This window comes from Serratia sp. TSA_7 (assembly GCF_052692135.1).
The window spans coordinates 86,249-106,196 of the sequence record NZ_JBQZFU010000004.1 but is presented as its reverse complement, the minus strand read 5'-3'; the positions used below and the strand labels follow the sequence as shown (position 1 = coordinate 106,196).

Genomic DNA, 19,948 nt, shown 5'->3' with positions numbered 1-19,948 from the left:
ACCGCCCCCTCAAGGTTTGGCAAAACGAACGGTGACCGGCATGCCCTGGCGCAATTCGTCATCGGCGTCGGTGACGATCACCCGCAGGCGGTACACCAAATCGGTGCGCAGGTCCGGAGTTTCGACGCTTTTCGGCGTAAATTCGGCGGTCGGCGACACAAAGCCGATTTTGCCGTGATAAGGCCTGTTCGGCCGGCCATCGGTATAAATCTCCAGTTCGGCGCCCGGCACCGCTTTACCCAGGCTGGATTCGTTCACATAGGCGCGCACCCACACCGGGCGGGTCAGCGAAAGCGTGAATACCGTGCCGCCGGCGCTGAGCATGGTGCCCGGCTCGACCGCGCGCGTCAGCACCGTGCCGGCCGAAGGGGAAACCAGAGTGGTATCGTGCAAATTCAACTGCGCCTGCGCCAGCGCGGCTTCATTTTGCGCCAGATTGGCTTTGGCTTCTTCTATCTCCTGCGGGCGGTTGCCGCTGAGGTATTGCGACAGCTTGTCTTTCGAGGCCTGCAGGTTGGCCTGCGCCTGATTGCGCGAGGTGCGGGCATCTTCCAGCGCGTCGGCGGAGGTGGCGTTTTTCGCCCATAATCCTTGCTGGCGTTTGAGGAAGCTGTCGGCATAGCTAAAGGCGGAAAGGCGTTGCGCCACTTCCGAACGCACCTGGGCAATCTCTTCGGCGCGGTAACCGGCCATCAGCAGCGCCAGCTTGGCCTTGGCGCTGGCGACGTTGGCCTGCGCCTGTTGCAGTGCATTAATGTACGGCGCGTCGTCCAGCTTGCCGAGCAGTTGCCCCGGTTGGAGCGGGTCGCCCTCGTCTACGGTCAGCGACGCCAGCCGTCCGTCGACGCGGAAGCCGAGATTCACCGTGCGGATATCGACGTTGCCGTACAGCGTCAGCGGCTGGTCTTGCTGCTGTTGGTAATACCAAAAGCCGTAACCGGCGGCGGCGATCAGCACGATAGCCGCCACAATGAGGGCACTGCGTTTTTTGTTCATAACACTCCCTGCCTGAATTTAAGCGCCATAACGCTGGCGCAGCCCATTAACCAGAAGATCTATGTGTTCCGCCAGCACCTCGCCGATCTGCGCCGCTTCGGGCGCACCTATCTGCTGCCAGCCTGCCTGCCGACGCACGGTTTCCCGCGCGATGCGAAACGACAGCACCTCGCCGAGCAGCGCGTGGGTGTGCAGCACGACTTTGGTCGAGCGCTCGTCGATGCCGGTATAGGCCGCCAACAGGCGGCACAGTTTGCTATGCAGCGGCGCTATCACCTGCTGGTGGATCAGCGGATAAGCATCGGTAGGCGAGAGCTGTTCGCGCGACATGATTTTGCTCAGGTTCAGCGTATGCGGTTGGGTCATCAGTTCGCTGAACGCCAGCAGCCCGCTTTTCAGGTAAGCGAGATACTGTTCCGGCCGGCGCTCGGCGGCAGGTCGTTGCCAGAAGCGGTCAATTTCCTCGGCCAGCGGGCGGAACGCCTGCTGGATAAAATCGGCAATCCACTGCGCAACGGCCAGATAGAGGCCTTCTTTGGAATTGAAGTAATAGGTAATGGCGGCGATGTTCTGCCCGGCGCGTTGGGCGATATCGCGGGTGGTCGCGCCCTGAATGCCGTATTCGCCGAACATCTCGATGGCGGCGGCGATCAGCTGCTGGCGCGCCTGTTCGCCGCGCGCCCGGCCGGCAGTTTGATTACCTGGCATAGACAGTGCTCGCAAAAGTTAATCAATCATATGATTAACTTTATGCCAGATTGGGTGAAATGCAATCAGAAACCCTTTTTAAATTCAGGTTATTCTCGGGATATGCTGAATTTCCGGCATATTGTGCTTTCGGTCAGTAAAATTGCGTTTTCTTGTGCGACTTCTGCTACACTCCCGCGCTGGTGCACTGCAGTTTGTGCCAAATCCCTCGTGGTCATGCTTAATGCCCCGTCTGATCATCCTCCCAGGAAACTGCACCGAACATTGTTTAGGTTAGGGGGGATCTGGAGCTTTTCTCTACTATGTCATTTGAAACTCTCGGCTTAAGTGCTGAAATTCTGCGCGCTGTTGAAGAACAGGGCTATCGCGAACCTACGCCAATTCAGCGCCAGGCTATCCCTGTGGTGTTGGAAGGTCGTGACCTGATGGCCAGCGCACAGACCGGTACCGGTAAAACCGCTGGCTTTACCCTGCCGCTATTGCAGCTGCTGAGTAAGCATGATCATCCGATCAAAGGCCGTCGCCCGGTACGTGCGCTGATCCTGACGCCAACCCGTGAACTGGCGGCGCAGATCGGCGAAAACGTCGAAGCTTACAGCAAACACCTGCGCCTGCGTTCGCTGGTGGTGTTTGGCGGCGTGAGCATCAACCCGCAGATGATGAAACTGCGCGGCGGCGTCGACATTCTGGTGGCAACACCGGGTCGCCTGCTGGATCTGGAACACCAGAACGCGGTTGATCTGTCCAAAATTGAAATTCTGGTGCTGGACGAAGCTGACCGCATGCTGGATATGGGCTTTATCCATGATATCCGCCGCGTGCTGGCCAAGCTGCCTGCCAAGCGTCAGAACCTGCTGTTCTCGGCCACCTTCTCCGACGACATCAAAGCGTTGGCGAACAAGCTGCTGCACAACCCGGCATCGGTGGAAGTGGCGCGCCGCAACACCGCGTCCGAGCAGATCGAACAAAGCGTGCACTTCGTCGACAAGAAGCGTAAGCGGGAACTGCTGTCGCAGATGATCGGCGAAGGCGACTGGAAACAAGTATTGGTGTTCAACCGCACCAAGCACGGCGCCAACCACCTGGCCGAGCAGCTGAACAAAGACGGCATCACTGCCGCAGCGATCCACGGCAATAAAAGCCAGGGCGCGCGTACCCGTGCATTGGCCGATTTTAAAGACGGCAAAATTCGCGTGCTGGTGGCAACCGACATCGCGGCGCGCGGTCTGGACATCGACCAACTGCCGCACGTGGTGAACTACGAGCTGCCTAACGTGCCGGAAGATTACGTGCACCGCATCGGCCGTACCGGCCGTGCAGAGCGCACCGGTGAGGCGATCTCGCTGGTCTGCGTGGATGAACACAAACTGCTGCGCGACATCGAGCGCCTGCTGAAGCGTGAAATCCCGCGTATTGCCCTGCCAGGCTACGAGCCGGACCCAAGCATCAAGGCGGAGCCGATCATCAACGGCCGTCAGGGTGGCGGGCGCGGCAACGGCGGCGGTCAACGCTCCGGTGGCGGCCAGCGTAGCGGTAACGGCGGCGGCCATAGCGGCCAACGTGAAAACCGTGGCGGCGGCAGTGCCCGCCCTCAGGGTGACGGCAAACCGCGTTCAGGCGCGCCGGCACGCCGTCCGCGCAGCCGCAAACCGGGCGAATAATATCGCGCTGCAGCAAGACGCTATCAGGCCACCTTTTTAGGTGGCTTTTTTTATGTCTGGCGGAAGTGAATTTTCGTACTAGGATCGACGGGGTAACTCAATTTCTCTGGAGCCGATGATGAAACTGAAGTGCGCAATTCTTGATGATTATCAGCAGGTGGCACTCACCATGGCGGACTGGTCGGCGATAGCCGAACGGGTTGAGGTGTTCGCCATGAGCCAGCATTTTACCGACGAGGCGGAGCTGGCGGTGCACCTGCAAGACTGCGACATGCTGGTGATCATGCGCGAGCGCACGCCGATCACCGCCACGCTGCTGGCCCGTTTGCCGAAGTTAAAACTGCTGATCACCTCCGGTATGCGCAATGCCTCTATCGATCTGGCCGCCGCCGAACAGCGCGGCATTGTGGTTTGCGGCACCGCCAGCGGCTCGGCCGCGCCGATGGAGCTGACCTGGGCGCTGCTGCTGGGGCTGGCAAAGCACACGGTGGCGGAAAATGCCGGGCTGCGCAATAACGGCCCCTGGCAACAGGCGATTGGCGTCACCCTGCAAGGCAAAACGCTGGGCCTGCTGGGGCTGGGCAAGATTGGCAGCCAGATGGCCAAGGTGGCGCAGGCGTTCGGCATGCGGGTGCTGGCCTGGAGCCAGAACCTGACGGCGGAAAGAGCCGGGCAACAGGGCGTTGCGCTGGCCGAGTCGAAACTGGCGCTGTTCGAGCAGAGCGATTTTGTCTCCGTCCATTTGGTGTTGAGCGAACGCAGCCGTGGGCTGGTGGGGCGCGATGAACTGGCCGCGATGAAACCTTCCGCCTATCTGATCAACACTTCGCGCGCGGCGATTGTCGATCAGGCGGCATTAATAGAAGCTCTGCAACAACAACGGATCGCCGGCGCCGGGCTGGACGTGTTCGAGGTTGAACCTTTGCCGATGGACGATATCTTCCGCCGCCTGCCCAACGTGCTGGCGACGCCGCACCTGGGCTACGTGGCCGATGACAACTACCGTATCTACTTCCGCGAGGCGATTGAGGACATCGAGGCGTTTCTCGCCGGGCAGCCCCTGCGTAGATTGGGCTAGGGCGGTTTGAATCCCAAAATAATTGGAGTTGCATCGCGGCGGCAACTAAGCGCATCCCTGGGAGCGTACAGGTAGTACGTGACCGGGGTAAGTGCAGGAAGCCAACAAAGATGCAGCTTCAAATATGCAGGGTTTATTCCCCCGTGCGCTTGTCTGATACCGGTATTCCCCCGTATCATTGCGCGTCTTTTTAAGCAGGGGTAATCATGCGCGTATTATTGGCTCCGATGGAGGGCGTTCTCGATTCTTTGGTGCGCGAGCTGCTCACCGAAGTGAACGACTACGACCTGTGCATCACCGAATTCCTGCGCGTGGTTGACCAACTGCTGCCGGCCAAATCTTTCTACCGCCTGTGCCCCGAACTGCACCACGCCAGCCGCACGCCGTCCGGCACGCTGGTGCGCATCCAACTGCTGGGCCAGCACCCGCAGTGGCTGGGGGAAAATGCCGCCCGTGCGGTCGAGCTGGGCTCTTACGGCGTCGATCTCAACTGCGGTTGCCCGTCCAAGCTGGTTAACGGCAGCGGCGGCGGGGCGACCTTGCTGAAAGACCCGGAGCTGATTTACCAGGGCGCGAAAGCGATGCGTGCGGCGGTGCCGGATCATCTGCCGGTAACGGTAAAGGTACGCCTGGGTTGGGACAGCGACAGCCGCAGTTTTGAAATCGCCGACGCGGTGCAACAGGCGGGCGCCACCGAGCTGGCGGTGCATGGCCGTACCAAAGAGGATGGCTACAAGGCCGAGCGCATTAACTGGGCGGCGATTGGCGAGATCCGCAAGCGGCTGACCATTCCGGTGATCGCCAACGGCGAAATCTGGGATTACCAAAGCGCGCAAGACTGCCTGCAAACCACCGGCTGCGACGCGGTGATGCTGGGGCGCGGCGCATTAAACGTGCCGAACCTGAGCCGGGTGGTGAAATACAACGAACCGCGCATGCCCTGGCCGCAGGTGGTACAACTGCTGCAAAAATACGTGCAGCTGGAAAAGCAGGGCGACACCGGCCTGTATCACGTGGCGCGCATCAAGCAGTGGCTGGGGTATTTACGCAAAGAGTATGCCGAGGCCACCGACCTGTTCGGCGAAGTGCGTGCACTGACCAACTCGAAGGACATTGCGCGGGTAATTTGCCGCTGAAGTGAGAAAAGCGGCGGGTTACCCTGGTGATAACCCGCGCTAATTTTTCTCTTTGAGATAAATTATCAGTTCTTGGCACAAATGAGATACCCGGTGTTGATGGACTTCACCATCATAAGGTTATCCTTTAGGCGCCATATTTCTATATGAAAATCTATCCCTGGTAGCTCTGGTAAAATATCGGCCAGCCAAAGAGGGTCTGGTGTGGTGTCGCTAGGGTGCTTTATCACCTTGGTGATCGTCGCCTGCTTGACCTGATTAACCTCATGCTGGGCGAGGGTAAAATAGCTTTTCCTGACCAACAGGTAATTTTTTTCTTTGGTTGAAACCTTTCCGGACAGGCTGAAAAAACCCTCATGTTCATCTTTCAGAAATAGGGTGAGACGACCATCAAACAGTGTGTAGTCATTATCCTTTTCTACCAAGGTTTTATACTGAGATGTGCATTTGAAGGGTTCTTCTGCATGCATGCTGAATGAAAAAAACAGCAAAAAAAGAAACCCATTAAGTACCATTAGTAACTTCGTCATTTTGTAGTGTTTCTCTGGTTTTTTATATTGAAACAGGCGTCGTAATGATTGTTTTTATTTTTATTACAAAAGGAAATTAAACTAGCCCGTACGTCTTTTTTATTAAGCCTGTCCTCGATGTAAAAAACATCACCTGAGCTATGTAGGCAATCAATACCTTCTCGATTCAGAATGCCCTCAATATTCATTCTCAAGTCATCTTTGCTATCTATTTTTCCCACGCCATAGACATCGCAGCTATTAAATTTGAATATTTTTTGATGCGGATGGGAGTCGTCACTGTCCTCCCACTTAATAAGAGTGGTGACTGTTAATATAAAAACACCGGCCAATCCAAGAGCAGTAATTAACCACTTTATTTTGGCTTTTGAAGAGTATTTTATCGGGCGGTTAACTGTCTCCTCACCGTTTTCACTCTCGTCAACCCTATTCTTTTCCTCTGTTTCTTCTGCGGACGAAGTTATATCTGCTTCCTCTGCGTAAGGATTGATGAGATCAATATAGCCTTCAAAGCGAAACCCCAGTTTAGGAATGGTCACGATAATTTCGTTCGCTAACCCCAAAAGTGCGAATGCCTTACGCAGCTCACTAATGTAATTATTTAAGCCGGCATTAGAGGCGGTGAAACCATAAGTGGTCCATACCCTTTCAAGAAGATCATCCCGGGTAATGTTTTTCTTGTTGTTCTGTATTAACTCCAACAATAACCGGCTTGCCGGTTTAGTCAGCCTGGTGACAACCTGGTTATTCTCGTACAGAAACAATGTCAATTCTTCAGAGTTGAAAACAACGATTTTGTTTATTATGTATTTCATATTTATAAGTTTTATGTGGATTGGCAGGTGTTGTTGTTAGCCGATATCCTAACCCAGATGACTTGGTTTTCAAGAAAAATCTTATTGCCGCCATAAGATTTTTCCATTGACGATAATTTATTGTTTTTATTCTGGTGTAATAATCTTGTTGCTGCCATTATTTTGATAATTTTTAGTATAAAAATATAATTAATATCATTTTTTCAGATTTTAATGTTGTAAATTTTAACTTATTTAGTTTATTTTGCTGTTTTGCTTTTGGCGGGGGTATCATTTTCACATCGCCAAAACAGGGGGGGTAGCAAGATTCTCTGTGTTGGCGAACGTGAACAAATAAAGGGTGGCTGCGTAAGCACAAGGACTCTTTCTTTATTAAACTAATTGTATATATGGAATTAACACAATGAAACTGAACAAAATCATGCTGGCAGCCGTAATGACTCTGGGTACTATCTCTATGGCTAACGCCGCTAACCAGGGTTCCGGCACCGTAACCTTTAAAGGTTCTATCATTGATGCACCGTGCTCTATCGAACCAGGTAGCCTGGATCAGACCGTGAAGTTGGGTGATATCGCCTCTGCACAGCTGAAAAACGGTGGCAAGTCTACACCGCAGGACATCCTGATCAAGCTAGTAGGTTGTGATGTGCAAACTGCTAAAGACGTGACCACCACCTTTAGCGGTACCGAGTCTGAAGCGGCTCCTGGCCTGTTGGCAATGAAAGGTACTGCACGCGGTGCCAGCATCGCTATCAACGACCTCGACGGTAAACTGCTGCCATTGACCAAAGCCAGCAAGGCGCAAAAAATTGAAGACGGCCAGGCGACTCTGCGCTTCAGCGCACACCTGCAGGGCGACGGTGCTTCTGCTGCCATCACCCCGGGCGAATTCAACTCTGTTGCTGACTTTACCCTGGCGTACCAATAAGCCCACGGCGATTAATTCGCACAGTTAATTGCATGCGGGGCAACCCGCATGCTGCTTATTAACTCGTTATGTGGGGAGAAGGTATGCATTCACAGCATGGCAAAAGGATATTGCACAGTGCGGTGTTAGTTAATCTGTTGCTGTGTTCCTCTTTGGCGCAATCGGCCAATCAGGGGCGTGGCGAAGTGACCATGAATGGCAGGATTATCGCCTCCGCCTGCGCCATTGATACCGAAAGCCTTGACCAAACCATAACCCTGGCGACGCTGCCCGTCAGCCAGATTATTCGTGACGGCCAGGGCGAGTTGCATGAGTTTACTATTAAGCTGGTGAATTGCACGTTAGAGAAATTCAACCCTGCACTGGATGACTGGCGATATTTTGCCGTGACCTTTGACGGCAGAGAAGATGCCGGGTTATTTGGTATTGACGGTAACGCGAAGGGCATTGCCCTGCAAATATCCGATAAGCGTGGAAATGTCGCCGCACCCGGTATGCCCATGGCAAAAAATGAAATTCAACCCGGCACCATGGAATTTAATTATGGCCTGCGGTTGATTGGCAATAATCAGGTAATGAAGGCCGGGAGTTATTACTCCACCGTGCGCTTTAAAATGGATTACTACTAAACCTGCCTGAAGGCTGTAACTGCGAATTAAATAATTATTGATAAGGGTCTGCGGATGTCAACTACTCCGTCATATGGCTGTATAGGGAAAATACGACCGCGAATTTTGGGGCTGTTGATCGCCTTTATTCTGGCGGGGAATGCTGCCAATGTCGCAGCTGCTGATATTGAATTCAATACCGACGTACTGGATGTGACGGATCGCGCCAATATTGACCTGGAGCAGTTTTCTCGCGGCAATTTTATTATGCCCGGCGATTATCTGTTTTCCGTGCATATTAATAAACAGACATTAACCGATCAGCCGGTGGCGTTTTACCCGCCGGATGACGATGCCAAAGGCAGTGAAGCCTGTATTACGCCGCAGTTGGTTGAACAACTGGGGTTAAAAGAGTCTGCATTACTTAAATTGACCTGGTGGCACCAAAACCAGTGTCTGGATCCCCGCAGCCTGGAGGGGATGGAAGTGCGTGGCGATTTAGGCGCGGCGGCACTGTACCTGAATATTCCGCAGGCGTACCTGGAATACACCGCAGAAAACTGGGACCCACCTTCACGCTGGGACGAGGGGATCCCGGGGGTGCTGTTCGATTACAACCTGAATGCGCAAAGCCAGCGCCAGCAAAAGCAGGGCACACAGAGCTATAACCTCAGTGGCAACGGCACGCTGGGCGGCAACCTGGGGGCCTGGCGCCTGCGGGCAGACTGGCAATCGCGGCTGGATCACCAGGGCGGCTCGGGCGAGCCGACTCGCACCAGTTGGGACTGGAGCCGTTACTACGCCTACCGCGCACTGCCAAAGCTGGGCGCCAGGCTGACGATGGGCGAGGACTATTTAAACTCCGACATCTTCGACAGCGTGCGTTTTGCCGGTGCCAGCCTGGTGACCGACGACAACATGCTGCCACCCAACCTGCGTGGCTATGCGCCTGAGGTGACCGGCGTAGCGCGCAGCAACGCCAAGGTGATTATTCGCCAGCAAGGGCGCGTGCTGTATGAAACCCAGGTGGCGGCGGGGCCGTTCCGCATTCAGGACATCAACGATGCGGTCAGTGGCCAGTTGGACGTGCGGGTGGAAGAGCAGGACGGCAGCGTGCAGGAGTTCCAGATGGACACCGCCAGCATCCCGTACCTGACCCGGCCCGGCTCGGTGCGTTACAAGCTGGCGGCCGGCCGGCCGGCGGACTGGGAGCACCATAGCGACGGGCCGATGTTCGGTACCGGCGAGTTCTCCTGGGGCGTGAGCAACGGCTGGTCGCTGTACGGCGGCGGCGTGGCGGGCGGCGATTACAACGCGCTGGCGCTGGGGGTGGGGCGTGACCTGATGATGTTCGGCGCACTGTCTTTCGACGCCACCCAGTCACGCGCCAATTTGCCGCAACAGGGCACCCTAAGCGGCGGTTCATACCGCCTGAGCTATTCCAAGCGCTTTGACGACTATGACAGCCAGGTGACCTTTGCCGGCTACCGCTTCTCGGAGCGCAACTATATGTCGATGGGCGAATACCTGGATGCACGCCGCGACGGTACGCGAACCAACAGCAGCAAGGAGATGTACACCATCACCTTTAACCAGCAGTTCCGTGACCTGGGGTTGAGTGCCTATCTCAACTACAACCACCAGACCTACTGGGACCGGCCGGCGAATGACCGTTACAACCTGACGCTGTCGCGCTATTTCGATCTGGGGCGTTTCCGGAATATCAGCCTGTCGCTGACCGGCTATCGCAACAAATATAACGGCACCAACGACGATGGCATGTACCTGTCGCTGTCGCTGCCGTGGGGCAGCAATGGCTCGCTGAGTTACAGCGGCAGTTACAACCGCAACGATAACACCCATCAGGTGGGGTATTACGACCGGCTCAATGAGCGCGACACCTATCAGGTGAGCGCCGGTACTGCACGCAGCGGCGCGACCGCCAGCGGCTACTACAGCCACAGCGGCGATCTCAGCCAGGTGAACGCCAGCGCCAGCTACCAGGCCGGGCAGTACAGCTCGCTGGGGCTGTCGATGCAGGGCGGCGCGACCGCCACCCTGAAAGGGGCGGCGTTGCACCGCAGCAGCATGAGCGGGGGTACCCGTATGTTGCTGGATACCGACGGCGTGCCGGGGATCCCGATCCGCGGTTACAGCTCACCGACGCTGACAAATGCGTTCGGCAAAGCGGTGGTGGTGGACGTCGGCAGTTACTACCGCAACCAGTTCAGTATCGATCTGAACACGTTGCCGGAAAACGCCGAAGTCAGCCAGAGCGTGGCGCAGGCCACCCTGACCGAAGGCGCTATCGGCTACCGGCACTTTGAGGTGATTGCCGGCGAGAAGGCGATGGCGGTTGTGCGGCTGGCGGACGGTTCTGCCCCGCCGTTTGGCGCCACGGTGCGCAACGGCAAGCGGCAGGAGGTGGGCATTATCAATGACAACGGCGAAGTGTACCTGAGCGGCATCAACGCCGGGGAGGCGATGAACGTGAGCTGGGGCGGCGCGGAGCAGTGCGGCTTTACCCTGCCGCAGACGCTGTCGCCGAGCCAATTGACCAATCTGTTACTGCCTTGTGGCCCGGTGGCCAACGGCAAGGCGTTAAACACTGTTAAAGAGTAGAGAGCAATGAAAACCAATAATCTAGTGACATTAATTGCCGGCGGCCTGGCGGGCCTGCTGTGCGCCCAACAGGCGAGCGCCGCCATCGCGCTGGACCGAACCCGGGTAATCTTCAGCGGCGGCGACAAGTCGGTGAGCATGAGCATCAGCAACGAGAACAAGCAGCTGCCTTACCTGGCACAGGGCTGGATCGAAGACGCCAACGGCAAAAAAATCACCAGCCCATTGGCGGTATTGCCGCCGGTGCAACGCCTGGAACCGGGTGCCAAGAGCCAGGTGAAAGTGCAGGGGTTGCCGGCCGCCAATACGCTGCCGCAGGACCGCGAAACGCTGTTCTACTTCAACCTGCGCGAGATCCCGCCGAAGAGCGACAAACCCAACACGCTGCAACTGGCGCTGCAAACCCGCATCAAGCTGTTCTACCGGCCGAAGGCGATTGCGGTAGCCAACCCGGAAGCCAGCGCGCCGTGGCAGGAAAAACTGACGCTGACTAAACAGGGCGACAGCTACCAGGTGAATAACCCGACGCCCTATTACGTGACGCTGGTTGACGCCAGCAGCAAAAAAGACGGTGCCAGCGCACCGGGCTTCGAACCGCTGATGGTAGCGCCCAAGGGCAGTGCGCCGCTGAAGGTTGCGGCCTCTGCGTTGGGTAACGCGCCGGTGCTGACTTACGTCAACGACTACGGCGGCCGCCCGCAACTGAGTTTTAACTGTAACGGCGCGAGCTGCCAGGCGGTAGCGGGCAGCAAATAAGGCTCACTGACACAACAGGTGGATAAGCGATGCGAAGAACATCCCGGCGATGGAACGGCGGCGGTTACCACCGCCATGAATGGTTGTATGCCCTGGTGATTACCGCAGTGGTGATGATGGTACCGGCGTGCCTGTGCGTGATGCTGTGGCTGATGCCGTCAGCCATAGCGGCGAATAGCTGGCAGGTGGAAGGGGCCCATGGCGTGCTGCATGTGCGCGGCGAACTGACCGAAAGCGCCTGCCGGCTGGAGATGGCCTCCGCGTACCAGGCGGTGCAACTGGGCAATACGGCTACTGCACAGCTGGCGAAGGTGGGCGATCGCGGTGCGCCAGTGAACCTGCAATTGCACCTACGCGACTGCCTGCGCGGCCCGGCCGTCAACCGGGATCAACGCACCGGCAATCTGCTGTGGAGCGCCCATCAGCCGGCGGTGTCGGTGAGTTTTATCGCCCCGGCGGATGCTGACAACCCGGAACTGGTGAAGGTGCACGGCGCTTCCGGGCTGGCGTTGCGCATTAGTGATGAGCGCGGCAGGGATATCCGCCTTGGCAGTCGCGGGGCGCCACTGGCGCTGGCGGTGGGGCAAAACGCGCTGAATTACCGCATCACGCCGGAGCGCACCCGTGCGCGGTTATTGCCAGGCGCCTACGCGGCGGTGGTGGATTTCCAGCTCAGCTATGACTAAGGGAATGGGCATGAAGGCAAAATTTAGACAGTGTTTGCCCGGCTGTGGGCTGGCGGCGTTGGTGTTGTTGTACGGCCAGCAGGTGCAGGCGGTCACTACGATCAAAGTGACAGTGACCATCGTCGCGCCACCGCCCTGTGTGATTAACGACAATAACCTGATCGAAGTGAATTTCGGTAACGACGTCATGACCACCCGCATCGACGGCAGTTACAAGAAACAGCCGGTGGTGTACTCGGTGGAGTGTAAAAACGCGCCGAACAATGCGATGAAACTGCAAATCCAGGGTACCGGCGCCGGCTTTGATACTGACGTGCTGAAAACCAACAAGGATGATTTGGGGGTGGCGCTGTTGCGCAACGGCAATCGGCAGCCGATCAACACCTGGGTGAATTTTACCTACCCCAATATGCCAACGTTTGAGGCGGTGCCGGTCAAGCAGGCCGGGGCGACGTTGAGCGGCGGGGCCTTCTCCGCCGGGGCGACCATGAAGGTGGAATACCAGTGAAAGGGGCTGAGGCAATGGCGCGATACGGCAGCATTTTTCTGTTAATGGCCCTCGGCGGCCCGGCAGCGGCGGCGGACAACATGCGTTTTTCCGGCACCCTGATCGAACCGCCGCCGTGCACCATCAACGACGGTGGCGAGGTAGATGTCGATTTCGGCAACCGGGTTGGGGTCACCAAAGTGGATGGCGTTAACTACCTGCAACCGGTGAACTACCGGGTCACCTGCGGCCCCGGTGCCGGGGCATGGAGCATGACGCTGGAAGTGGTCGGCACCCCGGCGGATTACGACGAGGCCGCGATCGAGAGCAACGTGGACGATCTGGCTATCCGCCTGCTGCAAAACGGCAAGCGGTTTACGTTGAATCAACCGATCCCGATCAAGTTGAACGCGCCGCCAACGCTTGCGGCGGTGCCGGTCAAACGGCCGGGCGCAGCGCTGAAAGAAGGGGCGTTTGAAGCCACGGCAACCCTGCTGGCGGTGTACCAATGAGGCGGAGAATAGCCATGGTTAACAAGGTGGCCTGGTGCGCAACGGCGGCGTTGCTGCTGTGTAGTGTACCGGCCGGTGCGGCGGAGAATATGCGCCTGCATGGCGCGCTGGTGGCCGAACCCTGCGTGATCCCACCGGGCGATGAAACGGTGGTGCTGGATTTTGACACGGTGATCGACAAGTACCTGTATATGAACACCCGCACCCACGGTCAGCCGTTTGAGCTGCATCTGGCGCAGTGCGATCTGAGCCTGGGCAAAACGGTCAAGGTGACGTTCAGCGGCAATGAAAGTACCGCGTTGCCGGGGCTGCTGGCACTGAACGGTGCCAGCCAGGCCAGCGGCATCGCCATCGGCATGGAAACCCCGCAGGGTGAGCCGTTGCCGATTAACCAGCCAGGCAAGGCGCAGGCATTGGTGAGCGGGGCCAACATTCTGACGGCGCACGCCTATGTACAGGGTGAGCCGGACGCGTTGAAGCATAAAACCATCGAACGCGGGCCGTTCAGCGCGGTGGCGACCTTTAGCCTGGAATATGAATAACAGTGCAGCGGCATGGCAAGCCGCCTGGCGCTGGCTGTGCCAACGTCGCCGCCATGCGCCACCCAATGCCGACATTTGGCATTTGCGCTTTCACTGGGTGCAGCAGAGTGAACGCCTCTATCAACAGCTGCAAAATGGGGATTACCGCCTGGCACCGATGCAGGTATTGCGGCGTGGTAGCCGCAGTTGGGTGCAGTGGTGTGCGCAGGATGCGCTGATATTGAAGTGGGCTGCGCTGCTGGCGGAGCCGCTGCTGCCAAAACCTGCTCGTTGCATGCACTTGCGCGGGCATGGCGGTAGCGTGGTTTCGGTAGCGGAAGTGCAGGCAGACCTAGCTAGCGGAGAATACGCCTTTGTCTACCGAACGGACATTCGCGGTTACTACCGGCACATCCGTAAACAGCAGGTGATCGGTCAACTGAAATGGCATGTGGCCGACCCGGTGTTGTTTGATGTGATTCAGCAATATGTGCATTACAGCGTAGAAGACGGCGGTGAGTTTTATACCCCGCCCAACGGCATCTGCCGGGGCTGTGCGCTGAGCCCGCTGATTGGCGGCAGCTTGTTGCACCACGTAGATAATTATTTTAATGCGCAGGAGGGCGTGTGGTATGCGCGCTATATGGATGACTTTTTATTGTTTACCCGCACCCGCTGGCAACTGCGGCGCAGCGTTAAGCGGCTGCATGAATTTTTTGACCTGGGCGGGTTTGAAACCCACCCGGACAAAACCCAACTGGGCAGGATTGAACATGGCTTTGACTGGCTGGGGGTATGGTTTACCCCCACGGGGGCCACCATAGCGCCCAGAGCGCTGGAAAACCACCGTGCACGACGCGCGCGGCTTTACGAGCAGGCTCGCCGACAGGGGCTGTCACCGACAGAGACTGAATCGCGGGTGCGAACGTACGAGGCACGGTGGAGAAAATGGGCGGACGTTATGTTGAACTCAGCATAAGATGCTGAGGGAAAGTGCCCGAATATACCTATTTCGCCTGCATACAGGTGCATCAATATGGACTACCATCAAATGTCATACACATCCGAAAAGGCGTATTTCCTCGCTTTCCGCACACACCTTCGTGTGTTGATTCTCGTCCTAGTCTGGTCTACGCCCTCTCTCCCGGCCGTCGCGGGCGTCCACGTGGAAGTGGCTGCTAAACCTCGGATCGTTAACTTGCAGGGGAAGACCAACTGGTCGGCCAAACGGGTCGTGTCGGTAGCGGGCCTCATGTGGTACGGCTGTGGTGACTTGGGCAGCACGTGCATGTACCGCCCCGACAGTTACATTGGCTGGCAGGTTAACTCCGAGAACGTGGCATACTCATCGAACGCCGTCCATACCAGTGTCTGCACACCCACGAGGGAACCCGCCGACGTCACAAATGCCACGCTCGAGCTCATGCGTGCCATGGACTCGGAACCCGACTATACAAACCCGGTAGACCCGCAAAGCTACTGGTCGATCTCTGGCGTTCTAGAGACTTGCGATGCGAAACACTGGGTGTATGTAACGGGGGGGGGATCGGAACCGATACCATCTCCGTTGACATGTGCGATAGAGGCGATTCCGGAACTCAGCATCGAAATGGAAACCGGACGGCGGGACGCGGACACAAATGCCAAAATCGTATGCAATGGGGCGGGGCGTACGACCGCGCGGGTCAGCGTCGTGGGGTCACAAATTGTAACTCCCGTAAAGGGGCTGACGGTGTCGACAAAGGTTCCTTCGCGCTCATTTACTGTAGCTGCCGGCGATATTATGCCCATCGACGTAACGGTGACTGTCGACGCTAAAAAACCTGCACCAGGGCGTTACCAGGCTTCCTTCGTGTACTTACTGGAATTTATCTAACAGATGTACCGCGGGCGGGTGATGGAATTCGACCCTCTCGGCGTTACCAGACGGTACATGAGACGTGTTTATTTGCTCACAACGGCCCATTGGTCTATATGAATGATGAACTGCCCTCGCCCGTTGACTGGCCTCTTGAATCTCCAGACACTTTGACTCGCTTAATAAGTGATAGTCTTAATATTAGTTTTAGACTAATCATGGAGTTGAGGATGATCGACGTTTTAGGCCCTGAGCGCCGCAGACGACGTACCCCGCAGGCAAAAATGGCTAACGTTCAGCAGAGCTTCGAACCAGGTATGACTGTGTCGATGGTTGCCCGTCGACACGGTGTTGCTGCAAGTCAGTTGTTCCTCTGGCGTAAGCAATATCAGGACGGCAGCCTTACTGCCGTCACTTCCGGGAACCGGTTGTTCCCGCGTCGGAACTGGCCGCAGCCATGAAGCAGATCAAAGAGGTTCAGCGTATGTTGGGTAAGAAAACGATGGAAGTTGAGTTACTGCGGAGGCCGTTGTATCGGCCGGCAAAACAAGTGGATAGCGCACGTACCATTGTTACCAGAGGATGGCGAATAAGCTTCGTCAGTCGCTGTTTGCGGGTCTCACGTGCGCAGCTTCATGCGATAACCCACCGCCCGGCTGACTGGCAGGATCGCCGACGCAAACGTCAGCCCGACGATACGGAAGTGCTGAACCGTATCCATGCTGTTACCGGTGAAGTTCCGACCTACGGCTACCGGCGGGTCTGGGCGGTGTTGGTCGAGGGATACTCATATTGTTGCCGCTGTTTGCCCCAGCGATTGCATATTACTGGATCCCATCCGGTCGCCTGCGCGTATTTGGCATTTCCAGCAACCTGACGCGAGCGATATTCGCTAAATGGAGTTCCGGCTCTATCGGGGCTAAGCGTAAAAACGGGAAATACCTGCAATCAACGCCTTATGCGTAATTTGAGTCTGAAAAATAGCTGACCGCAGTACTATTGGTTTCCGGCTACTTACAAGTTATGCCTTTAGCCAGCTTATTTATAACAAATTCATCTGTGGATAACCTCTTGGCAGGGCGTGTTGTTAGAAACATTGTTAAAACAATAACAGGCACGATTTCATTATTTCTTTATTTTTATCCAGGGCCTGAGATTTAGCCTTAACGTAAGCATTGTGTCAGCGGAAATTCCACATCGAGCTGCAACACATGTTAACGGCGGTTCGTGATTTCGGGCCGCAGGTTTTTGGACGTTCGGTCGCTTAAGCGCCGATGTGAATAAAACCATGGAGATAGCGTGATGAAAATAGGGAAGAAGGTTATTGCTCATTTTGGGGTGTGCTGCGTTTTATTGGCCTGCGGCCGGGGTGTACTGGCGCTGGAATGTCATCTTGATAGTGAGAATGGCATCACCGAAGAAAGCGAAAATATCGGTGCTTTGACCGTGGCTGCAGATCTGCCGTTAGGTAGCCGTCTATGGACGTCAAAAATTATGACGCGCAGCGTAGTGTGTTGGGCTCAAGGCAGCACCAAGGGAGAGTGGGTTTATTTCTATGGCAACCCGGTGGGTGATGTGGTGCGCCCCGGCATTGGTATGGGGTTGATTTATAACGATGCGGATCTCGGTATCGTTAAGGCCGGCAGCAAGGTGCAAACCGACATGTGGCGCTTGAAAAACAAACCGGAAAAGGGGCAGGTCAAATACCAAATTTATCTGGAGAAAACCGGAGAAATAAAAGAAGGGGGCAATGATAGGGTGGCGGTGTTCCAGCTGGATGGCGTAGGGGGCATTAACGGTACGCCGGGGAAAAACTATCGCTATATCTTGCAAGGTATGGCAGGCATCAAGGTCTCGACCTGTTCGGTTACGATCAGTGCGCCCACTGAAATTGATTTTGGCGTTATCTCATCGGTTACGGCTCCGGGATTGATCGCCGCCAAACCCCTGAGTGTGACGGCGGTTAAGAACCAGGCTTGCCATGCCGGCAGTAAATTAGGCGTTGCGCTGATCTTCTCTTCGCCCGGCGGCGGGTTAGTGGAGAGTAATACCGCTCTGGATCTGGGTAACGGCACTTATTTCAGTATTAAGGACCAGGAAAGGAAAATCGCCTTCGAAACGCCGGTCAAGTTTTGGGATAACGTGCAAAGCGGCAATCAGCAGACTGTCACGTATCAAACCGAACTTAGCGCGAAGGAGGTATTAAAGATGGGCGTGGCGGCTAAAAGCATCGTGCTGTACGCCAATTATCGTTAAGTTTTACGCTTAGCCGATATTTTCATAATGTGAATGGCGTTATTTTTAACGCCATTTTTCTAATGTTGCCAGGTTTTTTATGATATTCGATCGTATTTTTTTCTTATTTGTATTTTTGCTTTTTATTCCGCTGGCGATATATATACCCAACCCCGGCGGGGTTGGATTGGCGCTGCCGTTTAATCTGCTGGTCTACGGCGGAGCGGCTCTATTAATGGGTGTTTGCTGGCGGGCAACACCGCTGCGCCGCGTTGTGATAACACCGACCTGTCGCGCAATAATCGCCGCCTGTTTACTGCTGGTGCTGCCGGTATTTTTTACCCGGCCCGAATGGCTAAGTGCCGCCGTTTGGCGGCTGGCCGGCTTATTTGCCGGCGCGGCCTTCTATTTCACCTGGCTGCAGGTGTGCATGACCGCACGCCAGCGCCATGCGGTGCTGTATTTGATTTTATCGGCGGCGGGGGGGCAGGCGTTGATCGTGCTGTTGCAGCTGTTTGCGCCAGCGGTTGCACAATTCTGGATCCCATCCGGTAGCCTGCGTGCTTTCGGTATTTTCCAGCAACCGAACGTGCTGGCGAGTTTTATCGCCACCGGTTTGGCGCTGGCGCTGGCTTCATTTGTGCTGCCGGGGTTCCGGCTACTGAATCCGCGTGCAGAATGCTGGCGTCGCCGTGCCCTGGCCGTGGTGCTGGTATTGCTGCCGATGGTGTTGGTGTGGGTGCAATCCCGCACCGGCTGGCTGGCGGGGGCCCTGGTGTTGGGGCTGTTTGTTCTGTGTTTTTGCCGCCGTTATTCGCAGGCTGTCGCCATTGCCTCACTGCTGATTGCCGGGGGCACCCTGGTGGGCGTGCTGGTGCTGTGGTGGGGGAGTGAGTTGGGCGGTGTGTTGCGCTACGCCAGCCATGCCGGCTCCAACCATGCGCGCTACACCATGCTGCGCGATACGCTGGCGATGATCGCCGAAAAACCGCTGCTTGGCTGGGGTTACGGCGGTTTTGAGTACAGTTTTCAGCATTTTCGCATTAACCAAATGCCGCCCACGGCGGTGACGGAAATTGCTCGTCATCCACATAACGAATTGCTGCTGTGGTGGGTGGAAGGGGGCGTGGTCGCGCTACTGGGTATGCTGCTGCTGGTGTGGGCGGGTTTCAAGCTGGTGGCCCGCGCCCGCTGGCATGACAAGCGGACCTTTGCCTGCGGTAAAGCATCGGCGGGCGAGGCACTGGCATTGTGTGTAGCGCTGCTGCCGATTGCGCTGCACAGCCAAACCGAATACCCGTTTTACCTGTCGGCATTGCACTGGCTGGTGTTCCTGCTTTTGCTGGCAATGCTCGATCGGCTGGTCGGCCCGCGCCTTGGCGCCGGCTGTGGGCTAAAACGCTGGCGACTGCCGATGCTGGCCCTGTCACTGGCGGCATTGTTCGTCATGGCGACCGGGTTTTACAGCGGGTGGGTATTGACCCAAGCGGAGCGCGGCGGGTTGCAGGATATGCGGCAGCTGGACGCCTTGCCGGGCTGGGCCAGTTGGATGCATGAGGATCGCCTGCAGTTTGATCGCCAGTTGGCGGGGTTGCTTGCCTTTAACCGAACGCGTGACGAGCAGCGGCTGGAAACCTATGCCCAATGGGCGCAGCGTTATCTGAATCACCGCATTGATAAAAACGTTTACGCCAACCTGTTGGTTATCTTGTATCAACAGCAACAATATGTTCGGGCCGATGAACTGCGGCGCGAGGCGGCGTTATTGTATCCCCATGACAGGCGGTTTGTGCGCTCAATTTTCTGACGAC

The 19,948-nt window shown here is 56.5% G+C and carries 18 protein-coding genes and 1 pseudogene; 15 read left to right on the top strand and 4 right to left on the bottom strand.

Translation table 11 applies throughout. The features are described from left to right. Nucleotides 1-9: 9 nt before the first annotated feature. Complete coding sequence (gene hlyD / locus ACUTQW_RS15515; RefSeq protein WP_198640433.1) at nucleotides 10-996, bottom strand: secretion protein HlyD; 987 nt, start codon at nucleotides 994-996, stop codon at nucleotides 10-12. A gap of 18 nt (nucleotides 997-1,014) precedes the next feature. Further along, a complete protein-coding gene (gene cecR / locus ACUTQW_RS15510; protein ID WP_208904741.1) occupies nucleotides 1,015-1,704 on the bottom strand; it encodes a transcriptional regulator CecR in 690 nt (229 codons plus the stop codon). A 302-nt stretch (nucleotides 1,705-2,006) separates the two neighbouring features. On the opposite strand from cecR, the gene rhlE reads away from it, so the two are divergent. The 3 genes from rhlE to dusC all read left to right on the top strand — a co-directional run bounded on the left by rhlE (nucleotide 2,007) and on the right by dusC (nucleotide 5,579). Further along, a complete protein-coding gene (gene rhlE, locus ACUTQW_RS15505) occupies nucleotides 2,007-3,365 on the top strand; it encodes an ATP-dependent RNA helicase RhlE (protein ID WP_064798705.1) in 1,359 nt (452 codons plus the stop codon). 118 nt (nucleotides 3,366-3,483) lie between these two features. Next, complete coding sequence (locus ACUTQW_RS15500; RefSeq protein ID WP_020438659.1) at nucleotides 3,484-4,443, top strand: D-2-hydroxyacid dehydrogenase family protein; 960 nt, start codon at nucleotides 3,484-3,486, stop codon at nucleotides 4,441-4,443. A gap of 206 nt (nucleotides 4,444-4,649) precedes the next feature. Continuing rightward, nucleotides 4,650-5,579: a tRNA dihydrouridine(16) synthase DusC gene (gene dusC, locus ACUTQW_RS15495; protein ID WP_020438660.1), complete on the top strand. Its 930-nt coding sequence runs from the start codon at nucleotides 4,650-4,652 to the stop codon at nucleotides 5,577-5,579. A 65-nt stretch (nucleotides 5,580-5,644) separates the two neighbouring features. Here dusC and ACUTQW_RS15490 read toward each other — a convergent pair whose 3' ends face one another. Together ACUTQW_RS15490 and ACUTQW_RS15485 are read right to left on the bottom strand one after the other, a co-directional pair. Then, on the bottom strand, nucleotides 5,645-6,109 hold the full coding sequence (locus ACUTQW_RS15490; RefSeq protein WP_020438661.1) for a hypothetical protein: 465 nt from the start codon (nucleotides 6,107-6,109) through the stop codon (nucleotides 5,645-5,647). Next, nucleotides 6,106-6,924 carry a winged helix-turn-helix domain-containing protein gene (locus ACUTQW_RS15485; RefSeq protein ID WP_006324173.1) on the bottom strand — a complete coding sequence of 273 codons (819 nt, stop codon included), beginning with the start codon at nucleotides 6,922-6,924 and terminating at the stop codon, nucleotides 6,106-6,108. The genes ACUTQW_RS15490 and ACUTQW_RS15485 overlap by 4 nt, the downstream gene beginning before the upstream one ends. A 403-nt stretch (nucleotides 6,925-7,327) precedes the next feature. Here ACUTQW_RS15485 and ACUTQW_RS15480 point away from each other — a divergent pair, with 403 nt between their 5' ends. From ACUTQW_RS15480 to ACUTQW_RS15425, 12 genes and pseudogenes are all read left to right on the top strand, one after another. Then, entirely contained in the window at nucleotides 7,328-7,852 is a 525-nt protein-coding gene (locus ACUTQW_RS15480) for a fimbrial protein (protein ID WP_004941923.1), read from the top strand. 83 nt (nucleotides 7,853-7,935) lie between these two features. Continuing rightward, nucleotides 7,936-8,481 (top strand): fimbrial protein, encoded by a 546-nt coding sequence (locus ACUTQW_RS15475; RefSeq protein WP_006324176.1) that lies wholly within the window; start codon nucleotides 7,936-7,938, stop codon nucleotides 8,479-8,481. Between the two features lie 54 nt (nucleotides 8,482-8,535). Further along, nucleotides 8,536-11,082, top strand: a complete 2,547-nt coding sequence (locus tag ACUTQW_RS15470) for an outer membrane usher protein (protein WP_037430415.1) — start codon at nucleotides 8,536-8,538, stop codon at nucleotides 11,080-11,082. Nucleotides 11,083-11,088: 6 nt separating this feature from the next. Next, nucleotides 11,089-11,838 carry a fimbria/pilus periplasmic chaperone gene (locus ACUTQW_RS15465; protein WP_006324178.1) on the top strand — a complete coding sequence of 250 codons (750 nt, stop codon included), beginning with the start codon at nucleotides 11,089-11,091 and terminating at the stop codon, nucleotides 11,836-11,838. Between the two features lie 29 nt (nucleotides 11,839-11,867). Continuing rightward, on the top strand, nucleotides 11,868-12,524 hold the full coding sequence (locus tag ACUTQW_RS15460; protein WP_041417548.1) for a fimbrial protein: 657 nt from the start codon (nucleotides 11,868-11,870) through the stop codon (nucleotides 12,522-12,524). Between the two features lie 10 nt (nucleotides 12,525-12,534). Beyond that, nucleotides 12,535-13,032, top strand: coding sequence for a fimbrial protein (locus ACUTQW_RS15455; protein WP_006324180.1), 498 nt, complete (start codon nucleotides 12,535-12,537; stop codon nucleotides 13,030-13,032). A gap of 14 nt (nucleotides 13,033-13,046) precedes the next feature. Next, entirely contained in the window at nucleotides 13,047-13,523 is a 477-nt protein-coding gene (locus ACUTQW_RS15450) for a fimbrial protein (RefSeq protein WP_020438663.1), read from the top strand. Nucleotides 13,524-13,537: 14 nt separating this feature from the next. Further along, nucleotides 13,538-14,065: a fimbrial protein gene (locus tag ACUTQW_RS15445; RefSeq protein WP_006324182.1), complete on the top strand. Its 528-nt coding sequence runs from the start codon at nucleotides 13,538-13,540 to the stop codon at nucleotides 14,063-14,065. Beyond that, nucleotides 14,058-15,023, top strand: a complete 966-nt coding sequence (locus ACUTQW_RS15440) for a reverse transcriptase domain-containing protein (RefSeq protein ID WP_020438664.1) — start codon at nucleotides 14,058-14,060, stop codon at nucleotides 15,021-15,023. Before ACUTQW_RS15445 ends, ACUTQW_RS15440 begins: the two co-directional genes overlap by 8 nt. A 1,065-nt stretch (nucleotides 15,024-16,088) precedes the next feature. Beyond that, nucleotides 16,089-16,677: pseudogene (locus ACUTQW_RS15435) on the top strand (transposase); the annotation flags it as partial. Nucleotides 16,678-17,204: 527 nt separating this feature from the next. Continuing rightward, a complete protein-coding gene (locus tag ACUTQW_RS15430; RefSeq protein WP_020438667.1) occupies nucleotides 17,205-18,158 on the top strand; it encodes a hypothetical protein in 954 nt (317 codons plus the stop codon). A gap of 79 nt (nucleotides 18,159-18,237) precedes the next feature. Continuing rightward, complete coding sequence (locus ACUTQW_RS15425) at nucleotides 18,238-19,944, top strand: PglL family O-oligosaccharyltransferase (protein ID WP_020438668.1); 1,707 nt, start codon at nucleotides 18,238-18,240, stop codon at nucleotides 19,942-19,944. The last annotated feature ends 4 nt before the right edge of the window (nucleotides 19,945-19,948 follow it).

What these genes read in the sequence shown, in the direction of transcription:
- ACUTQW_RS15425 (WP_020438668.1), top strand. Translation starts at nt 18,238, where the DNA reads ATGATATTCGATCGTATTTTTTTCTTATTTGTATTTTTGCTTTTTATT.
- ACUTQW_RS15465 (WP_006324178.1), top strand. Translation starts at nt 11,089, where the DNA reads ATGAAAACCAATAATCTAGTGACATTAATTGCCGGCGGCCTGGCGGGC.
- ACUTQW_RS15470 (WP_037430415.1), top strand. Translation starts at nt 8,536, where the DNA reads ATGTCAACTACTCCGTCATATGGCTGTATAGGGAAAATACGACCGCGA.
- ACUTQW_RS15440 (WP_020438664.1), top strand. Translation starts at nt 14,058, where the DNA reads ATGAATAACAGTGCAGCGGCATGGCAAGCCGCCTGGCGCTGGCTGTGC.
- ACUTQW_RS15480 (WP_004941923.1), top strand. Translation starts at nt 7,328, where the DNA reads ATGAAACTGAACAAAATCATGCTGGCAGCCGTAATGACTCTGGGTACT.
- rhlE (WP_064798705.1), top strand. Translation starts at nt 2,007, where the DNA reads ATGTCATTTGAAACTCTCGGCTTAAGTGCTGAAATTCTGCGCGCTGTT.
- ACUTQW_RS15460 (WP_041417548.1), top strand. Translation starts at nt 11,868, where the DNA reads ATGCGAAGAACATCCCGGCGATGGAACGGCGGCGGTTACCACCGCCAT.
- ACUTQW_RS15450 (WP_020438663.1), top strand. Translation starts at nt 13,047, where the DNA reads ATGGCGCGATACGGCAGCATTTTTCTGTTAATGGCCCTCGGCGGCCCG.
- ACUTQW_RS15455 (WP_006324180.1), top strand. Translation starts at nt 12,535, where the DNA reads ATGAAGGCAAAATTTAGACAGTGTTTGCCCGGCTGTGGGCTGGCGGCG.
- hlyD (WP_198640433.1), bottom strand. Translation starts at nt 996, where the DNA reads ATGAACAAAAAACGCAGTGCCCTCATTGTGGCGGCTATCGTGCTGATC.
- ACUTQW_RS15500 (WP_020438659.1), top strand. Translation starts at nt 3,484, where the DNA reads ATGAAACTGAAGTGCGCAATTCTTGATGATTATCAGCAGGTGGCACTC.
- ACUTQW_RS15445 (WP_006324182.1), top strand. Translation starts at nt 13,538, where the DNA reads ATGGTTAACAAGGTGGCCTGGTGCGCAACGGCGGCGTTGCTGCTGTGT.
- ACUTQW_RS15490 (WP_020438661.1), bottom strand. Translation starts at nt 6,109, where the DNA reads ATGACGAAGTTACTAATGGTACTTAATGGGTTTCTTTTTTTGCTGTTT.
- ACUTQW_RS15430 (WP_020438667.1), top strand. Translation starts at nt 17,205, where the DNA reads ATGAAAATAGGGAAGAAGGTTATTGCTCATTTTGGGGTGTGCTGCGTT.
- cecR (WP_208904741.1), bottom strand. Translation starts at nt 1,704, where the DNA reads ATGCCAGGTAATCAAACTGCCGGCCGGGCGCGCGGCGAACAGGCGCGC.
- ACUTQW_RS15475 (WP_006324176.1), top strand. Translation starts at nt 7,936, where the DNA reads ATGCATTCACAGCATGGCAAAAGGATATTGCACAGTGCGGTGTTAGTT.
- ACUTQW_RS15485 (WP_006324173.1), bottom strand. Translation starts at nt 6,924, where the DNA reads ATGAAATACATAATAAACAAAATCGTTGTTTTCAACTCTGAAGAATTG.
- dusC (WP_020438660.1), top strand. Translation starts at nt 4,650, where the DNA reads ATGCGCGTATTATTGGCTCCGATGGAGGGCGTTCTCGATTCTTTGGTG.